The sequence below is a fragment of the Dietzia sp. NPDC055877 genome, from assembly GCF_053615975.1.
The window spans coordinates 26448-49754 of sequence record NZ_JBSHCV010000006.1 but is presented as its reverse complement, the minus strand read 5'-3'; the positions used below and the strand labels follow the sequence as shown (position 1 = coordinate 49754).

The following is a 23307-nucleotide window of genomic DNA, read 5'->3' as shown; positions in this document are numbered from 1 at the left end:
ATGGCCACTCATCTTCGTTGGGCCCTCGCGGCGGCTGCTGTCGCGGGGGTATCCATCTTGTCCGTGCAGCAGACCGGCGCGCTATGGAGCGATTCCGCAGAGTCGTCTGGGGCGACCATCAGCTCCGGCCGACTTGACATCGCTGTCGGCACGTCCGAATCCCAGGTGGAGGCGTACTCGTTCACGGGTCTGGAGATGGGCGACATGATGAGTGGCGACTTTGTGCAGCGCCCGCTGCACGTGTACAACACCGGCAGTGTCCCCATGCAGTACCGGCTCGTCTCTACTGAGCTCGGCGCGGACCTGCCGTTGAATCTGCGGGTTGCCGCGGTGTCCTCCGAGACCGACTGCCTGGAATCGGGGGACACCGCAGGCAACGAGCTGTACGCGGGTGAGCTGAAGTCTGCGTTCACCGCGGACCGCGGCCTCGCAGTCGGCGCGTGGGAGATCTTGTGCTTCCGAGTCGAGATGGTCGACGACTCGACCTCCGACGACGAAGGCTCGGCCACCTTCACGTTCCAGGCGACGCAATCATGACGTCGGTGGTGGACCGTCCGGCGGCGGTGGCAGAAGCCGATTCAGAACAGACCGGGGTGTGGTGGTGGATCCGCACGGTCACGTCCTGGTTGCTTCTGCTGGTGGCGGTGGCGGTGCTGGCCGCACTCGCGGTGGTGCCTAGGCTCGCCGGCGCCACGCCTTACACAGTGCTGACGGGATCGATGGAACCCACGCTGTCGCCTGGCACGCTGATCGTGGTCAAGCCCGTCCCCGCCACTGAACTTCGCGCGGGGGATGTGATCACCTTCCAGACCGAGTCGGATAACCCGGCGGTCAATACCCACCGCATCACGCAGGTGGTCTACGACGCGCAGGGAACTCCGCGGTTCCAGACCCAGGGCGATGCCAACAATGTCGCCGACAGGGACTTGCTGGTACCGGGGCAGATCCGGGGCGAGTACTGGTACTCGGTGCCCTACCTCGGCTATGCCAATAACGCGCTGACGGGCGACAGCCGTCAGCTACTTCTGGTCGTCGCCATCGGTGGGCTGGGCGCTTACGCGCTGTGGATGTTCGGGTCGAGTGTCGCTGACGCACGGCGCAATCGCAGTGATGCGGCCGATGCGGGATCGGAGAACAACGATGAATCTCTCTGACAGGCGGAGCAGCGCCGAGACGCGGTCCGGGCTGCAGAAGTTCGGCGAGGGACGCGCGTGGGCATATACCCGTGCCGGATTGACGCTCGGGATCGTTCTGGGCGCCGGTGCCGTGGGCACCATGGCGGCCTGGTCCGATTCGGCCACGGCGACGAGTGGCACTTTCAGCGCCGGGGAAGTCGAGGTGGTGGACCTCAAGATCAACGGCGATGCTCCGGTCAGCCAGTTCGTCGCCATGAATCACAGCAGCATGCTCCGTGGCCAGAGTGTGGCTGGAGTCCTCGATGTCGAGAACACGGGCACGGCCGATTTCAGCTGGTCGGTGTCCGCCCAGGCAAGCGGGGCGCAGGAGTTGATCAACGTGCTCACGGTGGGTCTGTATTCCGGAGCGAGCAACGATGGCTCCGTCTGTTCGGGCGCTCAGATCGGGTCGACGGTGGCGGTGTCTTCGTCGCCCACTCTCGCGACCGGGAGGGATCTCGCTAGCGGGGAGTCCGAAGAGGTGTGCGTCCAGGTGGCGGTCCGATCCGACGCGGGAAGCGCCGCCCGCTTCAAGATCGCCCATCCGACATTCCACTTCGTGGCGGAGGGAGTGTCATGACCGTGATCGAACAGTCGACCATCCCCGCTGAAACGTCTCGTACGGACCGACGTCACCGAGTTCGCGAACTGATCCTCAATGTGGGTGCGGTCGTCGGGCTCGTCTGCATCGGGATCGCAGCGGCCTCGATGCTGCTCGGGGTGACCCCACTGGTTTTCCGGTCGGGTTCGATGTCCCCGGAGATCCCGACAGGGTCACTCGCGCTGGCCAGGTCAGTGCCGGCGTCGGAGATCTCCGTCGGTGATGTGGTGAGTGTGGACAACCAGCAGGGTGTCCGCATCACTCACCGCGTGGTCGACCTCGCCCCGGCGCCGGCAGATCACGGCGTCGTGGCCACGCTGCAAGGTGACGCCAACCCGGTCGCGGATGTGTCGCCGTACGTGTTCGGCCAGGCGGATCGGGTGTTCTTCCATGCCCCAGGGCTCGGGTACGCGGTGAGCTGGCTGACCAGCCCGGTCGCGATCTTCCTCGGGGGTGCGCTCGTCGGCGCGGTGGTGGTTCTGGCGGCCGGGTATGGTCCTGCGCCGCGCCGCGCCCGACGACCAGATTATGACGACGACGACAACGTCAGTTCCGAAGCTCAGGAGGGGCACCATGCGTGATCACATGCCGATCAGGACTCGCATGAAGTCGTGGCGTACCGCCGTGGCGGTTGCCGGCGTCGCCGCGATGGCAGTGACGCTGGGACAGTCCGTGTCTACCCTCGCCAATCCAAATGAAGTCGTCTCCACTGATGGCTCCCAGATCGCGACGGGTAACTTCTTCCCGACGCCGCTCCCAGCAACGATCAATTGCGAAAGAGACTATGACTGGAGCGGGAACACAGGAGCGATGATCACATGGTCGACGGCTGGCCCAGGGATGAAGTACCGGGTGCTCATCCTGCGTGACAACGATGAAAGCAAGGTACGCGAAGATTTCTACACCACCGAAACGTCGTATCGGTATCGTTCGAGCGGCGGCACCGCGTCGGATCGCGTGAGAATCTACACCGTCAACATTACAAGCGGGTCAGACGATCCTTTGCGAGTACGGTCATCCGGCTACGTGAGTCATACGACCTACACCTCTTCCAGCGTCCTGACTAGATGTTCCGGTGATCCCCGGTACGACGCACCTAACTCGGACTGGGAGGACACCACCGTGTGGGACCCATCGACGGATGCACCCGCGTCGGCTGGGCACCAAACTGTGATGGCGGCTCCGCGATCGGCGCCAGCTGCCGAGCTCGATCGGGTTGAAGAAGACCCCGCTGAAGTGAACGCAGAAGCGGGGGAGAGGGAGGTCGGCGAAACTCGGACGTCGGCTGACGAGGCGACTGAGGCAGCCTCACCGTCGTCGACTCCCGCTACCGCTCGGCCGGCCGTTGCCCCGCGCTCCTCCGTGACCGCGGCGCCCAGCCCGTTGGCGTCCACGCGGTCGTCAACCACCGCAAAGTCCACACCGGCACCGACATCGAGCCGCCCGCCGTCATCTGATTCTCCGGCTACGACCACGACGCAGCCGCCGAATAAGTCAGTGCGTCTACCGGGTGGCGGGCAGGCCGAGATCGTCGATGGCGCCAAGCTGGTCGTTTCCGGCACAGGAGCACCCCAGTGTTCGGTTACGGTCCGCAGGGGCTCGACACTTGAGTTGCGTGATGGCGTCCTCGAAGTGGCTGATTCGGTCGAGGCCCGGGCCGTAGATCTGGAGTCGTGCGAGTTGTCCGAGGTCTAGTGCCGTAGGTCGAGCCGCGCTTGCTTAGCCAGCGTAGGCGCGGCTCAATTCCGATGTGCGTCTGACTAGCGACCAATTGGGTGAGCCGGGCGAGGATGCACGTTCACGCAGGGCATACCGTCGTTCCGTCTGCCGGGCGGGAAAGAACAACGTCCATATGAGAATTTGTTTCTCATCAGAGTTTCGTTATTGTTAGTTGTGTCACACCGTGCGCAGTGTGTCTTCGGCGATCAGCGCCGATCCGCGTTCGGGGGTTCATGAAGACCAGGAGAGGTTCATGAGGAACGAAGTAATTCGCCGGGGGGTAGCCGCAGCGACCGCGATTGCGGGCGCAGCGCTCATTGTGGGCGGCGCAGGGGTCGCGTCAGCGGCGCCGACACCGCCGGCGACCTATCAGGTGGGCGGTGTTGGGTCGCCGTTTAAGATCACACGCACCGTGAGCGAGGCCACGCCGACGTACGGACAAGTTGTAACCGTGAGGACCGAGGTTATGCGCGAATCCGGTGGATATCTCCTCTACCGGGTGCGTGATTTCACTCCAACGTGTTTGGAGTACGTGCCGGATTCGGCACGGTGGCAGGCGACTGGCGGGGATGTCGCGTCTGAAGCAACGGCGGCAGGCGAGTTCTCCAGGACGAGCGAGTATGTGCAGTTCGCCAATGGGGGCGGTGTAACGGCAAGGCCGTTCTGGATGACTGCGGAGTACACGGTGAAGTGTGACGCTACCCAGCCGAACACGGGCCTCAACGCGGGCGGGACTTGGATCAAGCGGGCGCCTGGAGGGAACGATGAACTGGGTAACAGAACCATGGGGCCGCAAATCTCGGTGCAGCGTCTCGGGACTTCGCTCCTGTTTCACCAGCCGGTTAACCCGCAGGTGAACCAGCAGATTACGTTCAATGTCGATGCGAACAACGTCCCGGACAGCTCGGAAGTCGCTTTCACCGCTAACGGGCAGCCCATCGGATCGGGCGCCGTCTCCGCAGGAAAGGCATCGCTTCAGTGGGCGCCGACCGCGGAAGGGGTCACCACCATTCGGGCGACTTTTGCGCAGACTGCGACGCACGGCGGGTCGTCAGCAGAGCGCATGGTTACCGTGTCGCCGGTCAATGAGGACTCGGCCGTTGACGTTGACGTCGCAGGCACACCAAAGGTGGGGCAGACATCGCAGCTCACGGCATCTGTGACTCCCGCAGGCGCGGGTGGAACGGTCGAGTTCCTGGCGAACGGCGAGACGATCGGAGAGAGGGCGGTCCGAGCTGACGGCACCGCGACGATCAATTGGATTCCAGACGCTGCGATTCTCACGACGATTGACGTCAAGTTCTCCGGTAGGCCGGGTGTCAACCCGTCAGCAGGGGCTGCGCCGGCGTTCACTGTCGAGGCAGCCGACCCGGGTGCCCAAGCGACCAGCATGACTCTCGATCCGGTCGCCAGCACTACTGTTGGAGGAAACGTCTCCCTGACAGCGACAGTCAGCCCGACCAATGCCACCGGCAGCGTCACCTTCACAGACGGTGACACTGTCATTGGTACGGCGATCGTGACGAACGGCGTGGCGACGATCCAGTGGACCCCGGAGGCGGAAGGTGTACGGACAATCCGAGCAGAGTTCGTCCCGTCGGGTAATTTCCACGCTACAGAGGCCAGGACCCAGGCGACTATCACCCCTAAGGTCGTCGACCCAGTCGATCCTGACCCGACCGACCCGACTGATCCGGGTGCAGGAACAGGCAGCCTCGGCTCGCTGACCGACAGCCTCGGTGGCGGGGCTGGGGGCGGCGCCAGCTCGCTCAGCTCGCTCGGCAGCTGACCAGCCAATGACTCGGTGCCCCGTCGTCCGAAGGCGGCGGGGCACCGCTATTCGGGTCGCTGCACCGACCCAGTTCGGAAACCCCATGGCAACCGCGACAAAGTGAAGCTTGCGACAGTGTCCCGTCGTGGCTGACTGCCCACGAACGAGTTCCCGCTCCCTGAAAAGGTAGACGCGGCTAGTTTCTCAAGCCAATTTGATGCCGCCAGCGACCATCGGCAGCCAATGAAGTTATGTAGGAGATCCTGATGACCACATTCACCCCGGCTCGGCGGATGATCACCCTGCTCGCCGCGCTCGTGCTCATCGCGACTGTATTCGTCTTAGACCGCGCACCGACAGTGTCGGCTGGTCCGACGCCGCCCGCGACTTACGATGTCGGTGGTGTGGGTTCGCCGTTCAAGATTACACGCACCGTGAGCGAGGCCACGCCGACGTATGGACAAGTTGTCACCGTGAGGACCGAGGTTATGCGCGAATCCGGTGGATATCTCCTCTACCGGGTGCGTGATTTCACTCCAACGTGTTTGGAGTACGTGCCGAATTCGGCACGGTGGCAGGCGACGGGCGGGGATGTCGCGTCTGAAGCGACGGCGGCAGACGAGTTCTCCAGGACGAGCGAGTATGTGCAGTTCGCCAATGGGGGCGGTGTAACGGCAAAGCCGTTCTGGATAACTGCGGAGTACACGGTGAAGTGTGACGCTACCCAGCCAGGCACGGGGTTGAACACGGGCGGGACTTGGATCAAGCGGGCGCCTGGAGGGAACGATGAACTGGGTAACAAAACCATGGGGCCGCAGATCGCGGTCCAGCAAATCCAATCCGAAGTCGAGCTGACGGCCACGCCCAATTCGGTGTCGGTCGGCGAACCGGTTTCGCTTGCGGCTGGCACGTCAGGTATTCCTGACGGACACGAGCTCGAGCTCTTGGTCAATGGCACCCCATCCGGGACCACAACCGTCAACGCCGGGTCAGCCTCGTTCTCAGACTGGACACCGACGGCGACAGGCGACTTCACACTCGCTGCTCGCTACGCGGGATCCACGAACGTCGCGGGGAGCACATCCCAGGACGTGACCGTGCATGTCGGCAAGATCGCGACGAGAGTTAACCTCGAGGTCGGCTCACCTGCGCATACCGGCAGCGCAATCCCGCTCACGGCCACCACGACCGGCATTCCGGACGGACAGCCAGTCGAGTTTGTCGTCAACGGCGACGTGCAGGGCGTCGCCGACGTCGCTGGCGGTACCGCAACCTATACAGGCTGGATTCCAGAGCGCACGGGGGATTACCCGGTGGAGGCGCGGTTCGTAGCCACAGACACTCACGCCTTCTCGACATCCGGCACACGGATGGTGAGCGTTGCCACCCCGACGCAGCAGACGTCCACCGCACTCGCCGTGTACCCGGCGCCGGTTGCCGGAGAAGTCTCACAACTCATAGCTACCGTCCACGAGGGCAACGACGGCGACACGGTCGACTTCACTCATTACGGCACCCAGATCGGAGAAGGCACCGTCGTCGACGGTGTGGCCACCGCCGACTGGGACGTCCCGATCGAACTCGCGGGTCAGGATTACAGCATCGTGGCCCGTTACCGAGGATCTGAAGGGTACGCGCCTTCATCTTCGACGCCTGTCACCGGCACCGTAGGCAAGTCCCTGACGCACGTCTCAACGGTTGAAGCAACCGTCCACGGAGAGGTCAATTCCCAGGTGCGACTCTCGGCCACCATTACAGGCGCGGCGGATGGCGGTGAGGTCGTATTTCGCGATGCCACCGACGCGGAACTCTGTTCGGTGACCAAGGGCTCGGGAGCCACCGCGTCGTGCTTCTGGACCCCGACTGCAACCGGCGCCTACGAGATCACCGCCCACTACATGGGAACCGAATCCGCCGCAGCAGCATCGTCGGCTGCGCCTACCGCGGTCACCATTGGTACGGCAGCCTCGTCGATCGAACTTTCCGGGCCGGGTTCGGTCAAGCCAGGCCAGGCCGCAGAGCTGACCATCACCACGGTCGGCATCGCTGACGGGCAACAGATCGGCATCATGGTCGGTACCAACACGGTCGACACCGTCACAGTCAACGGTGATCAGGCCATGTACGAGTGGACTCCGGCCGAGGCGGGCGCCTACGTGCTCAAGGCCGTGTACGAGGGGTCGGAAACAGTCTCGCCGTCCGAGTCCGATGAGCTGACTATTACAGTGGACGCCTCCGCCACGCAGACTTCGCGGGTGAGCGCCTCGACCGCGGCGATTGCCGGCCAGCCGGTCACACTGTCGGCCACGGTCACCGACGGGACCGGGGGTGCCACGGTCGAGTTCCGCGACGGCGAAGCCCTGCTGTGTGAGGGGATCCTCAAAGTTGACGGCACCGTTGAATGCGACTGGACCCCGCTCTCAGTCGGAACGGTCAACGTCATCGCCTACTACCCGGGCGATGCCGCCACAGTCCCGTCGAAGTCACCGAGGGCCACCGCCGTGGCGGTAGACAAGGCAGCATCGACCGTATCGCTCGACGCAACGAGCCCAGTAGGTGTGGGAGGCGAGGTGACGTTCACCGTCACCACCACCGGGATCGCCAACGGCGACACCATCGACATCACGGTTGGTGACACTGTGATCGGCTCGCCCACTGTTACAGACAACCAAGCGAAGTACACCTGGACCGCGCCGGCGACCGCCGGAACGGTCACGGCTGTCGCCGGATACGCGGGCACGGACTTCGTCGCAGCATCCGAGTCCACGCCGGTGACCATCGATGTCACCGCCGCGGGCACGACAACGTCCGACGTCACGGCCTCTCCAGATGTGAGGGTCGGTCAGGATGTCGTGCTGTCGGTCACGGTTGCCGGCGGCACGCCGGGTGTCGCTGTCGAGTTCCGCAATGGCGATAGCGAGCTGTGCACCGGCACGCTCGCCGCTGACGGCACCGTTGAGTGCAACTGGACCCCGGCGGCTGCCGGAACGGTCAACGTCACGGCCCATTATCAGGGCGACGACGCCACGTCCGCATCGCAGTCGGCGAACGCCACGACCATCGCCGTGGGCACGGCCGCGTCGTCGGTCTCGCTCACCGGCCCGGGTTCAGTGCAGCCGGGTCAAGCGACGGAACTGTCGGTCAACGCCATCGGAATTGCTGACGGGCAGCAGATCGACATTGTCGTCGACGGCACCACGGTCGACGCTGTCACCGTTATCAGCGGAGAGGCCGCGTATTCATGGACTCCGGTCGAGGTCGGCACGTATGTGATCAAGGCCGTGTACGGGGGATCGGAGACGGTCTCACCGGCCGAGTCCGACGAGCTCACCATCACGGTCGACGCCGCGGCGACTCAGACTTCTCTGGTGACCGCCTCGGCGGACCCGACGGTGGGGGAGCCGGTCACGCTTTCTGCGACGGTCACTGGGGGGTCCGAGAACTCTCTGGTCGAGTTCCGGGACGGATCGACCTTCCTGTGCTCGGCCAGACTGACTGACGATGGCGCCGCGACGTGTGACTGGACGCCGACCGAGGCAGGCGCCATCAACGTGACCGCCTACTACGCCGGCGACGCCACCACGCACCATTCGCAGTCGCCGACGGCAACAGCGATCGCAGTGGCGGAGGCGCCCGACACCGAGGCGCCCGCAGCGCCCACCGGGGTCACGGTGTCGCCGCAGCCGGCGACGGTCGGGGAGACGGTCACGGTCACGGGCTCGGCCGAGGCGGACACGACCGTGTCGGTGAAGGTCGGCGGCGAGGAGGTCTGCGAGATCACGGCGACCGACGGCACCTTCACGTGCACCTTCACCGCGACCGAGGAGATGGACGGCCAGCAGGTGACGGTCACCGCCACCGACGAGGCCGGCAACACCTCCACGGCCGCCGACGGCGGGGCGCTCGAGGTCCAGCCCGAGGCCGTCGACCCGACCGAGCCGATCATCACCCTGACCCCGGCCCAGCCGGTGGCGGGGGAGAAGGCCGAGATCGAGATCACCGGTGACGCGGGCGAGGAGGTCGTGATCGTCTCCGGCGACCGCGAGCTCTGCCGCGTCACTCTCGACGAGGACGGCACCGCCACCTGCGAGTGGACGCCGGACGCAGAAGGCCAGGTCGTCCTGACGGTCACAGTCGGGGACCAGACCGTCGAGAAGACGGTCACCGTCCGGCCCGCCGACGACGATGGTGATGACGGCGACGAAGGCGGCGACGACAACGACGGCTCCGGCTCGCTCGACTCCGGCTCCCTCGGCAGCCTCATCGGCGGAACCGGCGGAACGAGTGGATCGCTCGGGTCACTGAGCTCGCTCGGCGGCTGACACCGCGCATTCCCGGGGGCCCGCCTTCTCATCCAGAGGAGGCGGGCCCTCGTCGTCGTCGCCTCCTGCCCCACCGCGCGAGAACAGGTTCTACCCTGGGGGCATGGCCACCACACCCACCGCCCGCGACCTCACTCTCGCCCAGATTCTCGAGCGGCAGCAGCAGGCGTTCCTCGCCGACCCGCAGCCCAGCGCCAAGATCCGCCGCGACCGCATCTCGAGGCTCAAGCGGCTCGTCCTAGACAATGCCGCCGAGCTCACTGAGGCGATGCGCGAGGACTACGGCTCCCGCCCAGAGACGCTGTCGACGCTCACCGACATTGCGTCCTCGATGCCGGACCTGGACCATCAGCGCAAGAACGTCAAGAAATGGATGAAGCCCACCCGCATCTCCCGCGCGCTCGACAAGCTGGGCTTCCAGCAGGAGGTCCGGCACGATCCCAAGGGCGTGGTGGGGATCATCGGGCCCTGGAACTTCCCGCTTTACCTCACGATCGTCCCGGCCGGGTCCGCGCTGGCCGCCGGCAACCGCGTGATGATCCGACCTTCCTCCGTCACAGCCCTCACCACCGAGGTGCTGTGCCGGCGGGCGCCCGACTACTTCTCCGTGGACGAGCTGGCCATCGCCGGCCCCGAGCACGGCCGCGGCGCCGACTTCTCCAAGCTCGCCTACGACCACCTGTTCTTCACCGGCTCACCGGGTGTGGGTAAGTCCGTCGCCAAGGACGCCGCCGAGAACCTCACCCCGGTGACGCTCGAGCTGGGCGGCAAGAACCCGGTGGTCGTGGACACCTCCGCCGACGTCGAGCGGGCAGCGCGTAACATCGCCTCGGCCCGACTGGTCAACGGCGGTCAGGTCTGCATGTGCCCGGACTACGTGTTCGTGCACGACGACCACTACGACGAGTTCTGCGACACCGTGCTGGACCAGTGGCGTCGCACCCTGCCGGCAATCGTCGGCAACCCGGACTACACGGCCACGGTCAACACCTCGAACTACGAGCGGATCGTCGGGCTGGTGGACGACGCCGTGGTCAAGGGCGCGACCAAGCGGGACGCCACGCCGACGGGGGAGCGGTTGCCGGACGCGCTCACCCGGAAGATCGCGCCCACGCTGCTCACCGGCGTCACCCCCGAGATGGACATCGACTCCGACGAGGTGTTCGGCCCCGTCCTCACCGTGTTCCGCTACTCGAGCATCGACGAGGCCATCCGGTACATCAACGACCGGCCCAGCCCGCTCGTCCTGTACTGGTATGGCGAGAAGAACGACCGTTTCGAGGTCGTCGCCGACCGCACCCGCTCCGGCAACATCTACGGCAACGACTTCGGCATCGGCATGGTCTCCTCCGCCATCCCCTTCGGCGGAGTCGGGAACTCCGGCATGGGCTCGTACCACGGCCACTACGGCTTCCGGACCTTCACGCACGAGCGGGCCGTGGCCCTGCACTCGTTCGACTACTCGGCCGCCGACTTCATGGTGCCGCCGTTCGGGCCGGACAAGAAGAAGCAGGCGTCGATGTACTTCGGCGCGATGAAACTGCGGACGCGGCTTAAGTTCTAGCCTCGCGCCCGCGGAGGGGCCGAGCGTGACGGGCGGAGTGCAGGGGCTACTCCCCCCGGAACTCGGCCTTGCGCTTCTCGGCGAAGGCGCGCGGGCCCTCCTTGGCGTCGGCGGAGGCGAACACGCGGCCGCCCACCTCGGCGTCGATCTTGAACGCCTCCTCCTCGTGCATGCCCTCGGTACGCCGGATGGTCTCGATCATCCCCTGCACCGCAAGCGGGCCGTTGGCGGCGATCGACTCGGCGATCTCGAGCGCCTTGTCCAGCGCCGAACCGTCGTCCACCACGTGGCCGATGAGCCCGAAGCGCTCGGCCTCCTCGGCGGAGAGGTGGCGGCCGGTCATGAGGACCTCCATCGCCAGGGTGTACGGGATCTGACGAACCAGCCGCACGGCCGAGCCGCCCAGCGGGTACAGGCCCCAGCGCGCCTCGGAGACGCCGAACTTGGCCGAACGTCCAGCCACCCGGATGTCGGTGCCCTGCAGGATCTCGGTGCCGCCGGCGATGGCCGGGCCCTCGACCGCGGCGATGAGCGGCTTGCTCAACCGGCGCCCCTTGAGCAGTGCGGGGAGCTTGGTCAGGTCCCAGCCGCCGCCGGCGAACTTGTCGCCCGGGGCGTCCTTGTTCATGGCCTTGAGATCGGCACCGGCGCAGAAGAAACCGCCCGCACCGGTGAGGATGCACGCCCGGATCTCCGGGTCGGAGTCCACCAGGTCCCAGGCGGCCTCCATGCCGCGCATCATCGGCCCCGACAGGGCGTTGCGCGCCTCGGGCCGGTTCATCGTGACGATCAGGACATGACCGCGCCGCTCGGTGAGCAGGTGCTGGTCCTCGGGCGTGACGGCGCTGGTCAACGGAGCCTCCTGGGAAAACTGGTCGAAGTGAGATTCAAGTAACACTCACCACGGGACGGTAACACGTTCTACTTTGGTGGCATGGCTTACACCATCGGAGATCTTGTCGAGCACAGCGTCGATCGCGTGCCGGACCGCGAGGTCCTGGTCCAGGGTGATCGGGTCCTGACATTCCGCGAACTGGAGGAGCGCGCAAACCGCCTCGCGCACCACCTCCGATCGGTCGGCGTGGGCCCCGAGGGGAAGGTCGCGGTCTACAGCCGTAACACCATCGAAGCCGTCGAGGCGATGGTCGCGATCTTCAAGCTCCGCGCGGTCATGGTCAACGTCAACTTCCGCTACGTCGCGCCCGAACTCGAGTATCTGCTGAACAACTCGGACAGCGTTGTCGTCGTCGTTGAACGTCGCTACACCGACGTCCTCGCCGAGGCCCTCCCGCAGACCCCGGGCGTCACCCACGTGGTGCTGGTCGAGGACGGCACCGACGGCCCCGACCCGCAGGTCCCCGCCGGCGTCACCGTCTCCCACTACGAGGACGCGCTGGCCGCGCAGTCCGCCGAGCGCGACTTCGGCGAACGCTCCAACGACGACATCTACATGCTCTACACCGGCGGAACCACCGGCTTCCCCAAGGGCGTCGTGTGGCGGCAGGAAGACGTGTTCATGGTCCTCGGCGGCGGCATCAACTTCCTCACCGGCGAGAAGGTCGCCGACGAGTGGGAGCTCGCCAACAATGCCGTCGACGGCGGCGTCCTGGTCCGCGCCGCACTCCCGCCGCTCATCCACGGCGGCGCCCAGTGGGCCATCCTCATGGCCCTGTTCGCCGGCCACACCAGCGTGCTCGTCCCCGAATTCGACGCCGAGGCCGTGTGGCAGACCATCACCGACCGCAAGATCAACCTCATGTTCATCACCGGCGACGCCATGGCCCGCCCCATGATCGAGGCCTGGGACCCCGAGAAGTACGACGCCTCGAGCCTGCTCTATATCGGCTCGTCCGCGGCCCTGCTCTCGCCCTCCGTCAAGGACCAGTTCGTCGACGCATTCCCCAACCTCATGCTCTCCGACGCGATCGGCTCCTCCGAGACCGGATTCTCCGGCCTCTCCACCGCCGAGAAGGGCAAGAACCACACCGGTGGTCCCCGTGTGATGATCGACGGCGAGACCACCGTGCTCGACGACGACGGCAACGAGGTCCAGCCCGGATCCGGGGTCATCGGCAAGGTGGCGCGAACCGGGCACATCCCGCTGGGCTATTACAAGGACGAGGCCAAGACCGCCGAGACCTTCCGTACCTATAACGGCAAGCGCTACGCGATCCCCGGCGACGACGCCCGCGTCGAGGAGGACGGCACCGTCACCATGCTCGGCCGAGGCTCGGTGTCGATCAACACCGGCGGCGAGAAGGTGCACCCCGAAGAAGTCGAGGCCGCGCTCAAGACCCACCCGGACGTGTACGACGCGCTGGTGATCGGTGTCCCGCACGAGCGCATGGGCCAGCAGGTCGCCGCCGTCCTCCAGACCCGCGACGGCACGTGCCCGCCGATCGAGGAACTCAACGAGTACGCCCGCAAGGAGATCGCCCGCTACAAGTGCCCGCGCGCACTGTGGGTCGAACCCGCCGTCAAGCGGAACCCCGCGGGCAAGCCCGACTACCGCTGGGCCGCGGAGATCGCCGCGTCCCGCCCCGCCGCAGACAGCCAGGAGATAACCAAGTGAGCATCAAGACCGCCCTCGCCGAGGAGTTCGGGATCGAGTACCCGATCTTCGCGTTCACCCCGTCCAAGTACGTGGCCGCCGCCGTGACGCGCGCCGGCGGCATGGGTGTGCTCGGCGCCGTCCGCTACAACGACCCCGCCGAGCTCGACGAGGTCCTCACCTGGATGGACGAGAACACCGACGGCAAGCCATACGGCGTCGACGTGGTGATGCCCAACAAGGTGCCCACCGAGGGCAGCTCGATGGACCTGGGCGCCATGATCCCCGAGGAGCACAAGGCCTTCGTCAACCGCGTCCTCGACGACCTGGGCGTGCCGCCGCTCGGCGACGACGCCGGGAAGAACGCCGGCGTGCTGGGCTGGCTCCACTCGGTGGCGCAGTCGCACGTCGACGTGGCGCTGAAGCACCGGCCGGTGCTCATCGCCAACGCGCTCGGTTCGCCGCCGGTCGAGGTGATCGAGCAGTCGCACGCCGCAGGACTCAAGGTCGCGGCGCTCGCCGGTAGCACCAAGCACGCGCTGGCCCACGTGGAGAACGGGGTCGACATCGTGATCGCCCAGGGCGGCGAGGCCGGTGGGCACACCGGTGAGGTGGCGACTATGGTGCTCGTGCCCGAGATCATCCGCGCGCTCGACGGCCGGGCACCCGTGCTCGCCGCCGGCGGGCTCGGCGACGGCACGCAGGTCGCGGCCGTGGTCGGCATGGGCGCGCAGGGGGCCTGGATGGGCTCGCGCTGGCTCACCGCCGCCGAGTACGCCGAGGACGGTGGCTCGCGCGCCATGCAGAAGGCACTGCTCGCCGCGACCAGCCGCGACACCGTCCGCAGCCGCATCTACTCCGGCAAGCCGGCCCGTCTGCTCAAGAGCAAGTGGACCGACGCCTGGGCCGCTGACGACGCGCCCGATGCGCTGCCGATGCCGCTGCAGAACCTGCTCGTGGCCGAGGCGCATCAGCGCATCTCCGAGGCCCAGGACCCCGAGGTCGTGGCCATGCCGGCCGGGCAGATCATCGGTTCGCTCGACGGCATCGTGCCGGTCGCCGACACGATGGCGCAGATCGTGGCCGAGTACGAGGCGGCCGTCGAGCGGCTGCGGGCCTCGCTGGGCTGAGCTGGCTGGCCGGGCAGTGTTGGCTGGTCTGGCTGTGTTGGCTGGCTGGCCTTGCCGGGCTGCCTCCTCCGGAATCCGCTGCGCCCCACCCGGGCAGCGGATTCCGCCCATTTCGAGGCATCTCCCCAAGTTGCAAGACATCGCGCCCGAGCTGCAAGGCAGGAGCTTCGATTCCAAAGCCGAATCTCGCGTGATCTGTCTTGCGACTGCGGAGCGATGTCTTGCAACCGGCCGCGGGTCGGCCTGCGAGTCGCGGGTGTCGCGGCGTGGGTGTCGCGGCGTGGGTGCCGCGGGGCGGCGTGCGGGGGTCGGCCTGCGGTGCGGCGCGGGCTCAGCTGCCGAGGACGAACAGCAGCATCGCGGCCCAGTGGCAGGCGAACGCCACTACCGTGCACGTGTGGAACACCTCGTGGAAGCCGTATATGCCCGGCACCGGGTCGGGCCGCTTGAGCCCGTACACCACCGCGCCGCCCGTGTAGGCGAGGCCGCCGGCCAGCACCAGGCCCACAGCGACGGGGTCCACGTTGATGAGGTCACCGGCGAACCACACCGCGGTCCAGCCCAGGACGATGTACAGCACCACGTACAGCCAGCGTGGGGCCGAGAGCCAGAACAGCCGGAACGCGATCCCCAGCAGCGCGCCCGTCCACACGACGACCAACAGGATCGTGCTGGCCGGCGGCTCGAGTGCGGCCACCGTCATGGGCGTGTATGTCCCGGCGATGAGCAGGAAGATGTTCGAGTGGTCCAGCCGTCGCATCAGTGCCGCGGCCCGCGGGGACCACTTGCCCCGGTGATACAGCGCCGAGATGCCGAACAGCAGCGACGAGGTCGCCAGGAACACCACACACGCCCACTTCAGCGCGGTGCCATCAGCCAGCACGGTGAGTACGACGCCCAACGCGATCGCCACCGGCAGCGTGCCGGCATGAATCCAGCCGCGGAGTAGCGGCTTGGGCGGGACGGCGGCGATGCCGAAGTCGTCGCCCTCGGCAGGTCGCTGGTCAACGTTCACGGTGGGGTCCACATTCCGAACCTACCCGTGGCGCCTGCGCTGCCCATCACGCTGACGGCGAGAACCCCTCCGCCCCGTGCCCGCGCACCCACACGCGGTCCCCGGCGGGATCGGCGCCGAGCGAGGTGAGATCCCGGGCCCGGAACTTGAAACTCGCGGTCCGCGGCAGCGCCGAGGTGATCCGCAGAAGTGTCGGCCACTGCTTCGGGCCGAGATCGGGCTGCCCGGACAGGAATTCTCCGAGCCCCTCGGCAAACCAGCAGGCCACCGTGGCATCGGCGTCGCCGCGCAACACCACTGCCGCGGCCACGGCGTCACCGATGGCGCCCGGGCCGCGCACCTCGGCCGCCGGCACCGCGTACACGCCCACCTCTGCCACGTCGGGATGACGCCGCAGCACGCGCTCTATCGGTGCTGCCGCAAGATTCTCGCCGTCGACACGCATCCACCCGCCGGAGCGCCCGGCGAAGTAGACGTACCCGTCGTCGTCGACATACGCAAGGTCGCCGGAGTGGAAACGTCCCCCACGCATCCTCTCGGCGTCGGCGGCCTCATCGCCCCAGTACCCGGCGAACAGGCCGGGCCCGTCGGCGATCATCTCGCCCACGGCTTCGTCGGGGTTGACCAGCGCGCCGTCGGCGTCGAACCGGGCGCGCGGGCACTCGGCGCCGGTCTCCACATCGACGATCCGCACGCCCGCGGGCAGTGGCCCGAGCGCGGCGTCCGGGGTGTCGGGCGTGCGCGAGATGGACAGGCCGCCCTCGCTGGAGCCGAACCCGTCGACCACCCGCGCGCCGAAGCGGCGGGTGAACTCGCGCCGCACGTCGGCGGGGGCCTCGTTGCCGTAGACGACGCGCATGGGATTGTCGGCGTCGTCGGCGCGCTCGGCGGTGGCGAGGATGTAGGAGAGGGGCGCGCCCACATAGTTGGCGAACGTGCAGCCGTAGCGGCGGACGTCGTCCAGCCAGCCCGACGCGGTGAAGCGGCGGCGCTGCGCGATCGAGCACTGCGCGAACAGTGCGATCGGCCAGGCCACCATCACGGCGTTGGAGTGGAAGAGCGGCATCGCGCTGTACACGCAGTCCTCGGGACCCATCTCGAACCGCTCGGCGAGCATCCGCCCGGGCACCGAGATCTTGGACTGGGTGATGCGCACGGCCTTGGGGTCGCCGCTGGTGCCGGAGGTGAACACGAGCGCCACCAGGTCGTCGGCGCCGGTGGGGACGGTGTCCGGGGCGGGCAGCGTGGCGTCGGCGTGGCGGGTCAGCAGCGACGACCATTCCGGCGAGTCCACCGAGATCACGGGGATGCCGGTATCGAGGCTGTCGAGGAGCGCCTCGTTGTCCGCATCGGTGAGGAGAACGGCGCAGTTCGCCAGCGTCGCGTCGCGCAGGAGTGCCTCTCCGCGCCGCGTGGGGTTGAGGCCGGCCACGACGAGCTCCGAGCACGCCGCCGCGCCGAGCAGGTGGAGGTACTCCGGGGTGCCGGACATGAGGAGACCGACGTGGGGATGCGGTGCGTCCGGCGCGGCCGCGGCGGGGGCGCCGGGCGACGAGTCCGACGACGACGACACGTCCGCCCGCGACCCCATCAGTTCCCGCAGTGCCGCGATCCGCACTGCGCTCTCCCGGGTCGCCTGCGACCAGGGCGTGAGCTGCCCGTCGGCCCAGATTCCGCGGTCGTCGATATCGGACAGGGCGTGCATCGCGTCGGCGACCGAGCGGAACGGCTCGGCGGCGACGTCGGCGATCGTCCGCACAGCGGCGCTCATGCTGAGTACTCCCATGGGTCTCCTTCGGTGGCCAGCACGTCGCCCAGGTCGAGCAGCTGCCGGGTGGCGCCACCGAGGCGGAACTCGCCGGCCTTGGCGGCGAGGAAGTAGCGGTGCGCGGGCTCGGAGCGGTCCAGGCCCACGCCGCCGTGGATGTGCACGGCGCTGTGGGCGAGGCGGTGGCCGGCGTCGCAGGCCCAGAAGTGGGCGGAGGCGACGGCATCCCGGGCGGCGGGCCCCGGGTGGCCACTACAGGCGTCGAGCTCGTAGGCCGCGCGCAGGGTGGACAGGCGGACCGCGTCCACGTCGATCATCCCGTCGGCCAGCCGGGCCGCGACCGCCTGGAACGAGCCGATGGGACGACCGAACTGGTGACGCGTGGTGGCGTAGGCGGCCGTGCGCTCGAGCGCGGCCTCGAGCACGCCCCACTGGTAGGCGGCCAGGTGGACGCGGCGACGCAGGGCGTCGAGTCCGATCACTTCGGCGGGCACCGGCGGGATGTCGTTCCCCTCGGAGAACTTGTAGTGGGACTCCGTAGCGCCCGGTTTGCGGTCCGCCAGCGGCCAGTACATCGGGGCGCCCGCGACGAGCCCAGCGCACGAGAAGTCCACCGGCACGGTCCGTTCGATCCGGACCGTATCCGCCGCGCGCGCCGTCGCGACGTCGCACACCCAGAGAAAGGAGTGCTCCTTCGACGGTGCGGGCGAGACGATCACGTCGGCGATCGGTGCCCAATCCACCTCCGCAGAGGGGCGAAGGTTCCCGTCGCCCACCGCTGCGATCTCCGCGCCCTCGGCCACTGCGACGGCGCGGTCGGTCAGTCCGGCCGCAGTAAGCAGGTGTGCCGCGCGGATCCCGGGAGATAGCGGGACGGGCGCCAGCACGCGGCCCAGCTCCCGCAGGACCAGAGCCTCGCCCACCACGCCGAGCCCGGCACCGCCGAGGGGCTCGGGCGCCAGCGCGGTGGGCACGCCGGCGCGGACGAGTTCGTCCCAGAACCGGGCGTGGAATCGGGCGGTCTCACGGTCCGCGCCGCCGGACTCGGTGCCGGGGCCGAAGCGGGCGTCGAGCTCGCGCAGGGACTCGTCGGTGACCAGCTGCTCGCCGATCTCGCGGACGAGGCCGGCCAGCTCCGCGGTGGTGTCGTCGACGGAAAAATCCATGTCAGCTGTCCTTCCGGGCGGTGCTGGGGGACGCGGTGTCGGCGGACGCGGTGTTGGCCGACGCTGCGCTGGCGGGGGCCGGCGCAACGCGCGGCGCCGGCGGCAGTCCCAGACCGGCTGCGGCGATGATGTCGCGCTGCACCTCGTTGGTGCCTCCACCGAAGGTGAGGATGAGCGCCGAGCGGTGCAGGCGCTCGATGCGGCCGTGCAGCGCCGCGGTGGGGGAGTGGGACCGCTGGTGACCCGACGAGCCGAGAACCTCCATGAGTAGGCGGTATGCCTCGCACGCGGTTTCGGTTCCGTACACCTTGGTAGCCGAGGCGGCGATGCGGGTTGGCGCTGCGGTGTCCGCGGAGACGATCTCCCAGTTGCGTAGTGCCAGGTACTCGGCCATCGCGTGGACGCGCGCGAGGTGGGTGCGGACCCATTCGTTCTCGATCACCATGCCGTCGCCGGGCAGGCCGACCTCGGCGGATCGGGTGGCCCGCGCCCAGGCGAGCACCTGCCGCAGCGAGGCCTGCAGAGGGCCGGCGGAGGTGAGGGCGACGCGCTCGTGGTTGAGCTGGTTGGTCATGAGCGGCCAGCCGCCGTGCTCGGGGCCGACGAGGTTGCTCGCCGGGACCACCACGTCCTGGTAGTAGGTCGCGCTAGTGTCGGGGCCGGCCATGGTGTGCACCGGGGTCCACGAGAAGCCCTCGGCGGTGGTGGGCACGACGATCATCGAGATGCCCTTGTGGCGCTTGGCGGCCGGATCGGTGCGGGCGGCCAGCCAGATCCAGTCGGCGTACGCGACGAGCGACGTCCACATCTTCTGTCCGTTGATCCGGTAAACGTCCTGCCCCTCGTGCTCGCCGGTCCCGGCCTCGCGAACCGCGCGGGTACGAAGCGATGCGAGATCGGTGCCGGAGTCGGGCTCGGAGTAGCCGATGCCGAAGTGCAGCTCGCCGCGACTGATGCGGGGGAGGAAGTAGTTCTTCTGCTCGTCCGAGCCGAACGCCATGATCGTCGGCGCGACGGAGTTGATGGTGAGGAAGGGCACTGGCACGCCGGCGATCGCAGCCTCGTCGGTGAAGATGAGCTGGTCGATCATCGGGCGGGCGCGGCCGCCGAACTCCTCGGGCCAACCCAGGGTCAGCCAGCCGTCGCGGCCCATCTCCGCGACGATCTCGCGGTAGGCGTTGCCGTGGCCGTACTCGCCGGTGGTCGAGGTGAACGCCTCACGTCGCTCGGGGGTCATCAGTGCCGAGAAATACTCTCGCAACTCGCCGCGCAGCCGTTGCTGATCGGGGGTGTAGGTGATGTCCATGGGTCCCTATGCTCGTCGTCGCTGTTGGAACGTGTTCCAGTTATGCGGATCACGCTAACACCGTGGGGCGCCGGATGGCGGGGCTCGGCGCGGGTGCGGCCCGACCGTGGCCGGTGACTTACACTCATGCTCGAGTAGGAACACGTTCTAGTGTCCCGGCTCACATAGAATCGACCCAGCCCCGGGGGCGCCGTGCCCGCTGGACCGACCAAGGAGAACTGGTATGCGGATTGAAGTGGATCCCGACCGCTGCGAGGGGCAGGCCGTGTGCGTGGGCCTCGCGCCCAAGGTCTTCGAGTTGAACGACGACGACGAGATCGTTCGCGTCATCGTGGACGAGGTGCCCGAGGAGCTCCAGAAGCGGGCCCTCAAGGCTGTGGAGAAATGCCCGATGGCGGCGCTCAAGGCCGTCGAGTGAGTGTGGAGGAGAAACGCGGAATGCTCGATCAGGATCTGTCCCTCGACGGCCGGGTGGCCGTGGTCACCGGCTCCGGCTCGGGCCTCGGGGCCTCGGAAGCCGTTGAGCTGGCCCGGTCGGGCGCGGCCGCTGTCGTGATCAACGACATCCGGGCCTCCGAGGCCACGGATGCGGTTATTGCGGATATCGAGGCCGCGGGAGCCAAGGCGGCTCTCGTCGTGGGCGACGTCTCCGAGCGGGAGACCGCCGACGCGATGATGGCGGAGGCCATCAAGCTGGGCGGCCTGCACGTCGTCGTCAACAATGCGGGTATCACCCGCGACAAGATGCTCTTCAACATGTCCGACGACGACTTCGACGCGGTGGTCAAGGTCCACCTGCGTGGACACTTCCTGCTCACCCGCAACGCCGCCGCCCACTGGCGAGCGGAGGACAAGAAGCGCACCGAGGGCAGCGCGCCGATCTACGGCCGCCTCATCAACACGTCGTCCGAGGCAGGGCTCTTCGGCCCTCCCGGTCAGGCCAACTACGGCGCGGCCAAGGCCGGCATCACGGCGCTCACGCTCTCGGCGGCGCGCGTTCTCGGACGCATCGGCTGTACGGCCAACGCCATCGCCCCCCGGGGGCGTACCGGCATGACCGAGGCGGTCTTCGAGGCGTGGGACGAGTCCCAGGGGCCGGACCCGCTGTCCCCGGACCGCGTGGCCGACCTGGTCTCCTACCTCGCGTCGCCGGCGGCGGCGGGGGTGTCGGGGCAGCTGTTCGTGGTATATGGCGGAATGGTGGCGCTCGTCGAGGCCCCGGTCGTGGAGAAGCGGTTCGACGCTTCAGGGGGCGTCTGGGATCGTCGCGCGTTCGCTGATGCTGTGTCGGGGCACTGGTCAGGGCGCGCGGAGGGCAAGTCCTTCTCGGCCGCGGAGATCATGAAGCTATGACCCCGACAGGTGGCCCCTGACGTGTTTATACGAGTTCACGCCAGGGGCCGCTGTGATGGGTGGGGCGCATGTTAGATTCCGTCCACATAATGCAAGGGGTCCGCTCGGGGGGTGCCGAGGAAGCCCTTGCGGGATAGAACGTGTTCTAGCTAGTTTGTTACCGCGATCACACCTGACCGTCACCGTCGCGTGACTCGGCCGAGACCAGTGATCCGGGGGATGAAAGGTAGGAGGGGGGCGTCATGGCGAGTGTTCTCGACAAGCCACTCAGGGGGGTCGGCGACTTTTTCGCGATGACGCTCGACACCTTCGTCGCGTTCCCGTCGATCGTCCGCCAGGGGCGCGAGTTCATCGACCAGTCGTGGTTCATCGCCCGTGTGTCGATGATGGCCACGATCCTGGTGGCGATCCCGTTCACCGTCCTGGTGAGCTTCACGCTCAACATCCTGCTGCGGGAGATCGGTGCAGCAGACCTCTCCGGCGCCGGCGCCGCGCTCGGTGCGGTCACCCAGGTCGGACCCATGGTCACCGTGCTCATCGTCGCGGGGGCGGGTGCCACCGCGATCTGTGCCGACCTCGGTGCCCGCACCATCCGCGAGGAGATCGACGCGATGGAGGTGCTGGGCATCGACCCGGTCAAGCGTCTCGTCGTTCCGCGCGTGGCCGCCTCGACGTTCGTCGCGCTCCTGCTCAACGGCCTGGTGTGCACGATCGGCATCCTCGGCGGCTTCCTGTTCTCCGTCCTCCTCCAGGGCGTCAACCCCGGCGCGTTCGTCAACGGCATCACGCTGCTGACCGGCCTGGGCGAACTCGTCCTTGCCCAGGTCAAGGCCGGCGTCTTCGGCATGCTGGCCGGCCTCGTCGCCTGCTACAAGGGGCTCTACGTCCGCGGCGGACCGAAAGAGGTCGGCAACGCGGTGAACGAGACCGTCGTCTTCGCCTTCATGGCGCTGTTCGTGGTCAACACCGTCATCACCGCCGTCGGCGTCAAGGTTCTGGGGGCGTGACATGGCGGTGATAGAGACCACGCGGTTCCCACGCCTGTCGCGTGCTCGCCATCGGGCGATCGGCGGGTTCGACAACTTCGGCGATCACGCCCTGTTCTTCTGGCGCGCGTTGGCGGCCACGCCCCGCGCGCTCACCCAGTACCCCAAGGAGACGCTGCGGCTCATCGCCGAGATCGCCATGGGAACCGGTGCGCTCGCGATGATCGGCGGCACGGTCGTCATCGTCGCCTTCCTCACCCTGGCCACAGGCGGCGTCATCGCCGTGCAGGGCTTCTCCTCGCTGACGGATGTCGGCGTGGAGGCGCTCACCGGCTTCTTCGCCGCGTTCATCAACGTCCGTATCGCCGCGCCGGTGATCGCCGGCATCGGTCTGGCGGCCACCATCGGCGCCGGCGCCACCGCCCAGCTGGGTGCCATGCGTGTCTCCGAGGAGATCGACGCGCTCGAGGTCATGGCCATCGATTCGGTGACCTACCTGGTGTCCACGCGCATCGTCGCCGGGATGATCGCGGTGATCCCGCTGTACTCGCTCGCGGTCATCGCCTCGTTCCTGGCGAGCCGCTTCGCGACGGTCGAGATCTACGGTCAGTCCGGAGGCGTCTACGACCACTACTTCTCGACGTTCCTCATTCCGACGGACATCCTCTGGTCGTTCGTCCAGGCCATCGCCATGGCCATCACGATCATGCTGATCCACACGTACCACGGGTACAACGCGGCGGGCGGCCCCGCCGGCGTCGGCGCGGCGGTGGGCAACGCGGTGCGCACGTCGCTCATCGCCGTGGTGACGGTAACCCTTCTCGTCTCGCTCGCGATCTACGGCGGAGACGGCAACTTCAACCTGTCGGGATAGGAGAGA

General features: G+C 67.6%; 19 protein-coding genes. 14 read left to right on the top strand and 5 right to left on the bottom strand.

The features are described 5' to 3' along the window. The 8 genes from ACWGLC_RS08965 to ACWGLC_RS08930 all read left to right on the top strand — a co-directional run bounded on the left by ACWGLC_RS08965 (position 1) and on the right by ACWGLC_RS08930 (position 11152). Positions 1-537 carry a hypothetical protein gene (locus ACWGLC_RS08965; RefSeq protein ID WP_452099554.1) on the top strand — a complete coding sequence of 179 codons (537 nt, stop codon included), beginning with the start codon at positions 1-3 and terminating at the stop codon, positions 535-537. After that, the gene (locus ACWGLC_RS08960; RefSeq protein WP_452099553.1) at positions 534-1154 is read left to right on the top strand and encodes a signal peptidase I; all 621 of its coding nucleotides are present in this window, start codon (positions 534-536) and stop codon (positions 1152-1154) included. The genes ACWGLC_RS08965 and ACWGLC_RS08960 overlap by 4 nt, the downstream gene beginning before the upstream one ends. Further along, positions 1141-1755, top strand: a complete 615-nt coding sequence (locus ACWGLC_RS08955) for a SipW-dependent-type signal peptide-containing protein (RefSeq protein WP_452099552.1) — start codon at positions 1141-1143, stop codon at positions 1753-1755. The genes ACWGLC_RS08960 and ACWGLC_RS08955 overlap by 14 nt, the downstream gene beginning before the upstream one ends. Then, positions 1752-2357, top strand: coding sequence for a signal peptidase I (locus tag ACWGLC_RS08950; RefSeq protein ID WP_452099551.1), 606 nt, complete (start codon positions 1752-1754; stop codon positions 2355-2357). The genes ACWGLC_RS08955 and ACWGLC_RS08950 overlap by 4 nt, the downstream gene beginning before the upstream one ends. Then, positions 2350-3471: a hypothetical protein gene (locus ACWGLC_RS08945; protein WP_452099550.1), complete on the top strand. Its 1122-nt coding sequence runs from the start codon at positions 2350-2352 to the stop codon at positions 3469-3471. The genes ACWGLC_RS08950 and ACWGLC_RS08945 overlap by 8 nt, the downstream gene beginning before the upstream one ends. A 436-nt stretch (positions 3472-3907) precedes the next feature. After that, positions 3908-5284 (top strand): Ig-like domain-containing protein, encoded by a 1377-nt coding sequence (locus ACWGLC_RS08940; protein WP_452099548.1) that lies wholly within the window; start codon positions 3908-3910, stop codon positions 5282-5284. Between the two features lie 248 nt (positions 5285-5532). After that, positions 5533-9588, top strand: coding sequence for an Ig-like domain repeat protein (locus ACWGLC_RS08935; protein WP_452099547.1), 4056 nt, complete (start codon positions 5533-5535; stop codon positions 9586-9588). A gap of 103 nt (positions 9589-9691) precedes the next feature. Next, complete coding sequence (locus ACWGLC_RS08930; protein WP_452099546.1) at positions 9692-11152, top strand: aldehyde dehydrogenase family protein; 1461 nt, start codon at positions 9692-9694, stop codon at positions 11150-11152. A gap of 46 nt (positions 11153-11198) precedes the next feature. Here the strand turns inward: ACWGLC_RS08930 and ACWGLC_RS08925 are convergent, their stop codons facing one another. Then, positions 11199-12005 carry a crotonase/enoyl-CoA hydratase family protein gene (locus ACWGLC_RS08925; protein ID WP_452099545.1) on the bottom strand — a complete coding sequence of 269 codons (807 nt, stop codon included), beginning with the start codon at positions 12003-12005 and terminating at the stop codon, positions 11199-11201. An 81-nt stretch (positions 12006-12086) separates the two neighbouring features. On the opposite strand from ACWGLC_RS08925, the gene ACWGLC_RS08920 reads away from it, so the two are divergent. Beyond that, entirely contained in the window at positions 12087-13724 is a 1638-nt protein-coding gene (locus ACWGLC_RS08920) for an acyl-CoA synthetase (RefSeq protein ID WP_452099544.1), read from the top strand. Positions 13725-13726: 2 nt separating this feature from the next. Next, on the top strand, positions 13727-14833 hold the full coding sequence (locus ACWGLC_RS08915; protein WP_452099707.1) for an NAD(P)H-dependent flavin oxidoreductase: 1107 nt from the start codon (positions 13727-13729) through the stop codon (positions 14831-14833). Positions 14834-15164: 331 nt separating this feature from the next. Here ACWGLC_RS08915 and trhA read toward each other — a convergent pair whose 3' ends face one another. Genes trhA through ACWGLC_RS08895 form a run of 4 tightly spaced genes read right to left on the bottom strand, consistent with a single transcriptional unit; the run spans position 15165 to position 20088 of the window. Next, the gene (gene trhA, locus ACWGLC_RS08910; protein ID WP_452099543.1) at positions 15165-15860 is read right to left on the bottom strand and encodes a PAQR family membrane homeostasis protein TrhA; all 696 of its coding nucleotides are present in this window, start codon (positions 15858-15860) and stop codon (positions 15165-15167) included. A gap of 34 nt (positions 15861-15894) precedes the next feature. Beyond that, positions 15895-17634, bottom strand: coding sequence for an AMP-binding protein (locus tag ACWGLC_RS08905; protein WP_452099542.1), 1740 nt, complete (start codon positions 17632-17634; stop codon positions 15895-15897). After that, on the bottom strand, positions 17616-18782 hold the full coding sequence (locus ACWGLC_RS08900) for an acyl-CoA dehydrogenase family protein (RefSeq protein WP_452099541.1): 1167 nt from the start codon (positions 18780-18782) through the stop codon (positions 17616-17618). Before ACWGLC_RS08900 ends, ACWGLC_RS08905 begins: the two co-directional genes overlap by 19 nt. A gap of 1 nt (position 18783) precedes the next feature. Then, positions 18784-20088, bottom strand: coding sequence for an acyl-CoA dehydrogenase family protein (locus ACWGLC_RS08895; protein ID WP_452099540.1), 1305 nt, complete (start codon positions 20086-20088; stop codon positions 18784-18786). Between the two features lie 223 nt (positions 20089-20311). On the opposite strand from ACWGLC_RS08895, the gene ACWGLC_RS08890 reads away from it, so the two are divergent. From ACWGLC_RS08890 to ACWGLC_RS08875, 4 genes are all read left to right on the top strand, one after another. After that, positions 20312-20506, top strand: a complete 195-nt coding sequence (locus tag ACWGLC_RS08890) for a ferredoxin (RefSeq protein ID WP_182631440.1) — start codon at positions 20312-20314, stop codon at positions 20504-20506. Between the two features lie 20 nt (positions 20507-20526). After that, a complete protein-coding gene (locus ACWGLC_RS08885; protein WP_182631439.1) occupies positions 20527-21441 on the top strand; it encodes a 3-oxoacyl-ACP reductase in 915 nt (304 codons plus the stop codon). A 242-nt stretch (positions 21442-21683) separates the two neighbouring features. After that, complete coding sequence (locus ACWGLC_RS08880; RefSeq protein ID WP_230930980.1) at positions 21684-22448, top strand: MlaE family ABC transporter permease; 765 nt, start codon at positions 21684-21686, stop codon at positions 22446-22448. 1 nt (position 22449) lies between these two features. Further along, the gene (locus ACWGLC_RS08875) at positions 22450-23301 is read left to right on the top strand and encodes an MlaE family ABC transporter permease (RefSeq protein WP_182631437.1); all 852 of its coding nucleotides are present in this window, start codon (positions 22450-22452) and stop codon (positions 23299-23301) included. Positions 23302-23307: the final 6 nt, after the last annotated feature.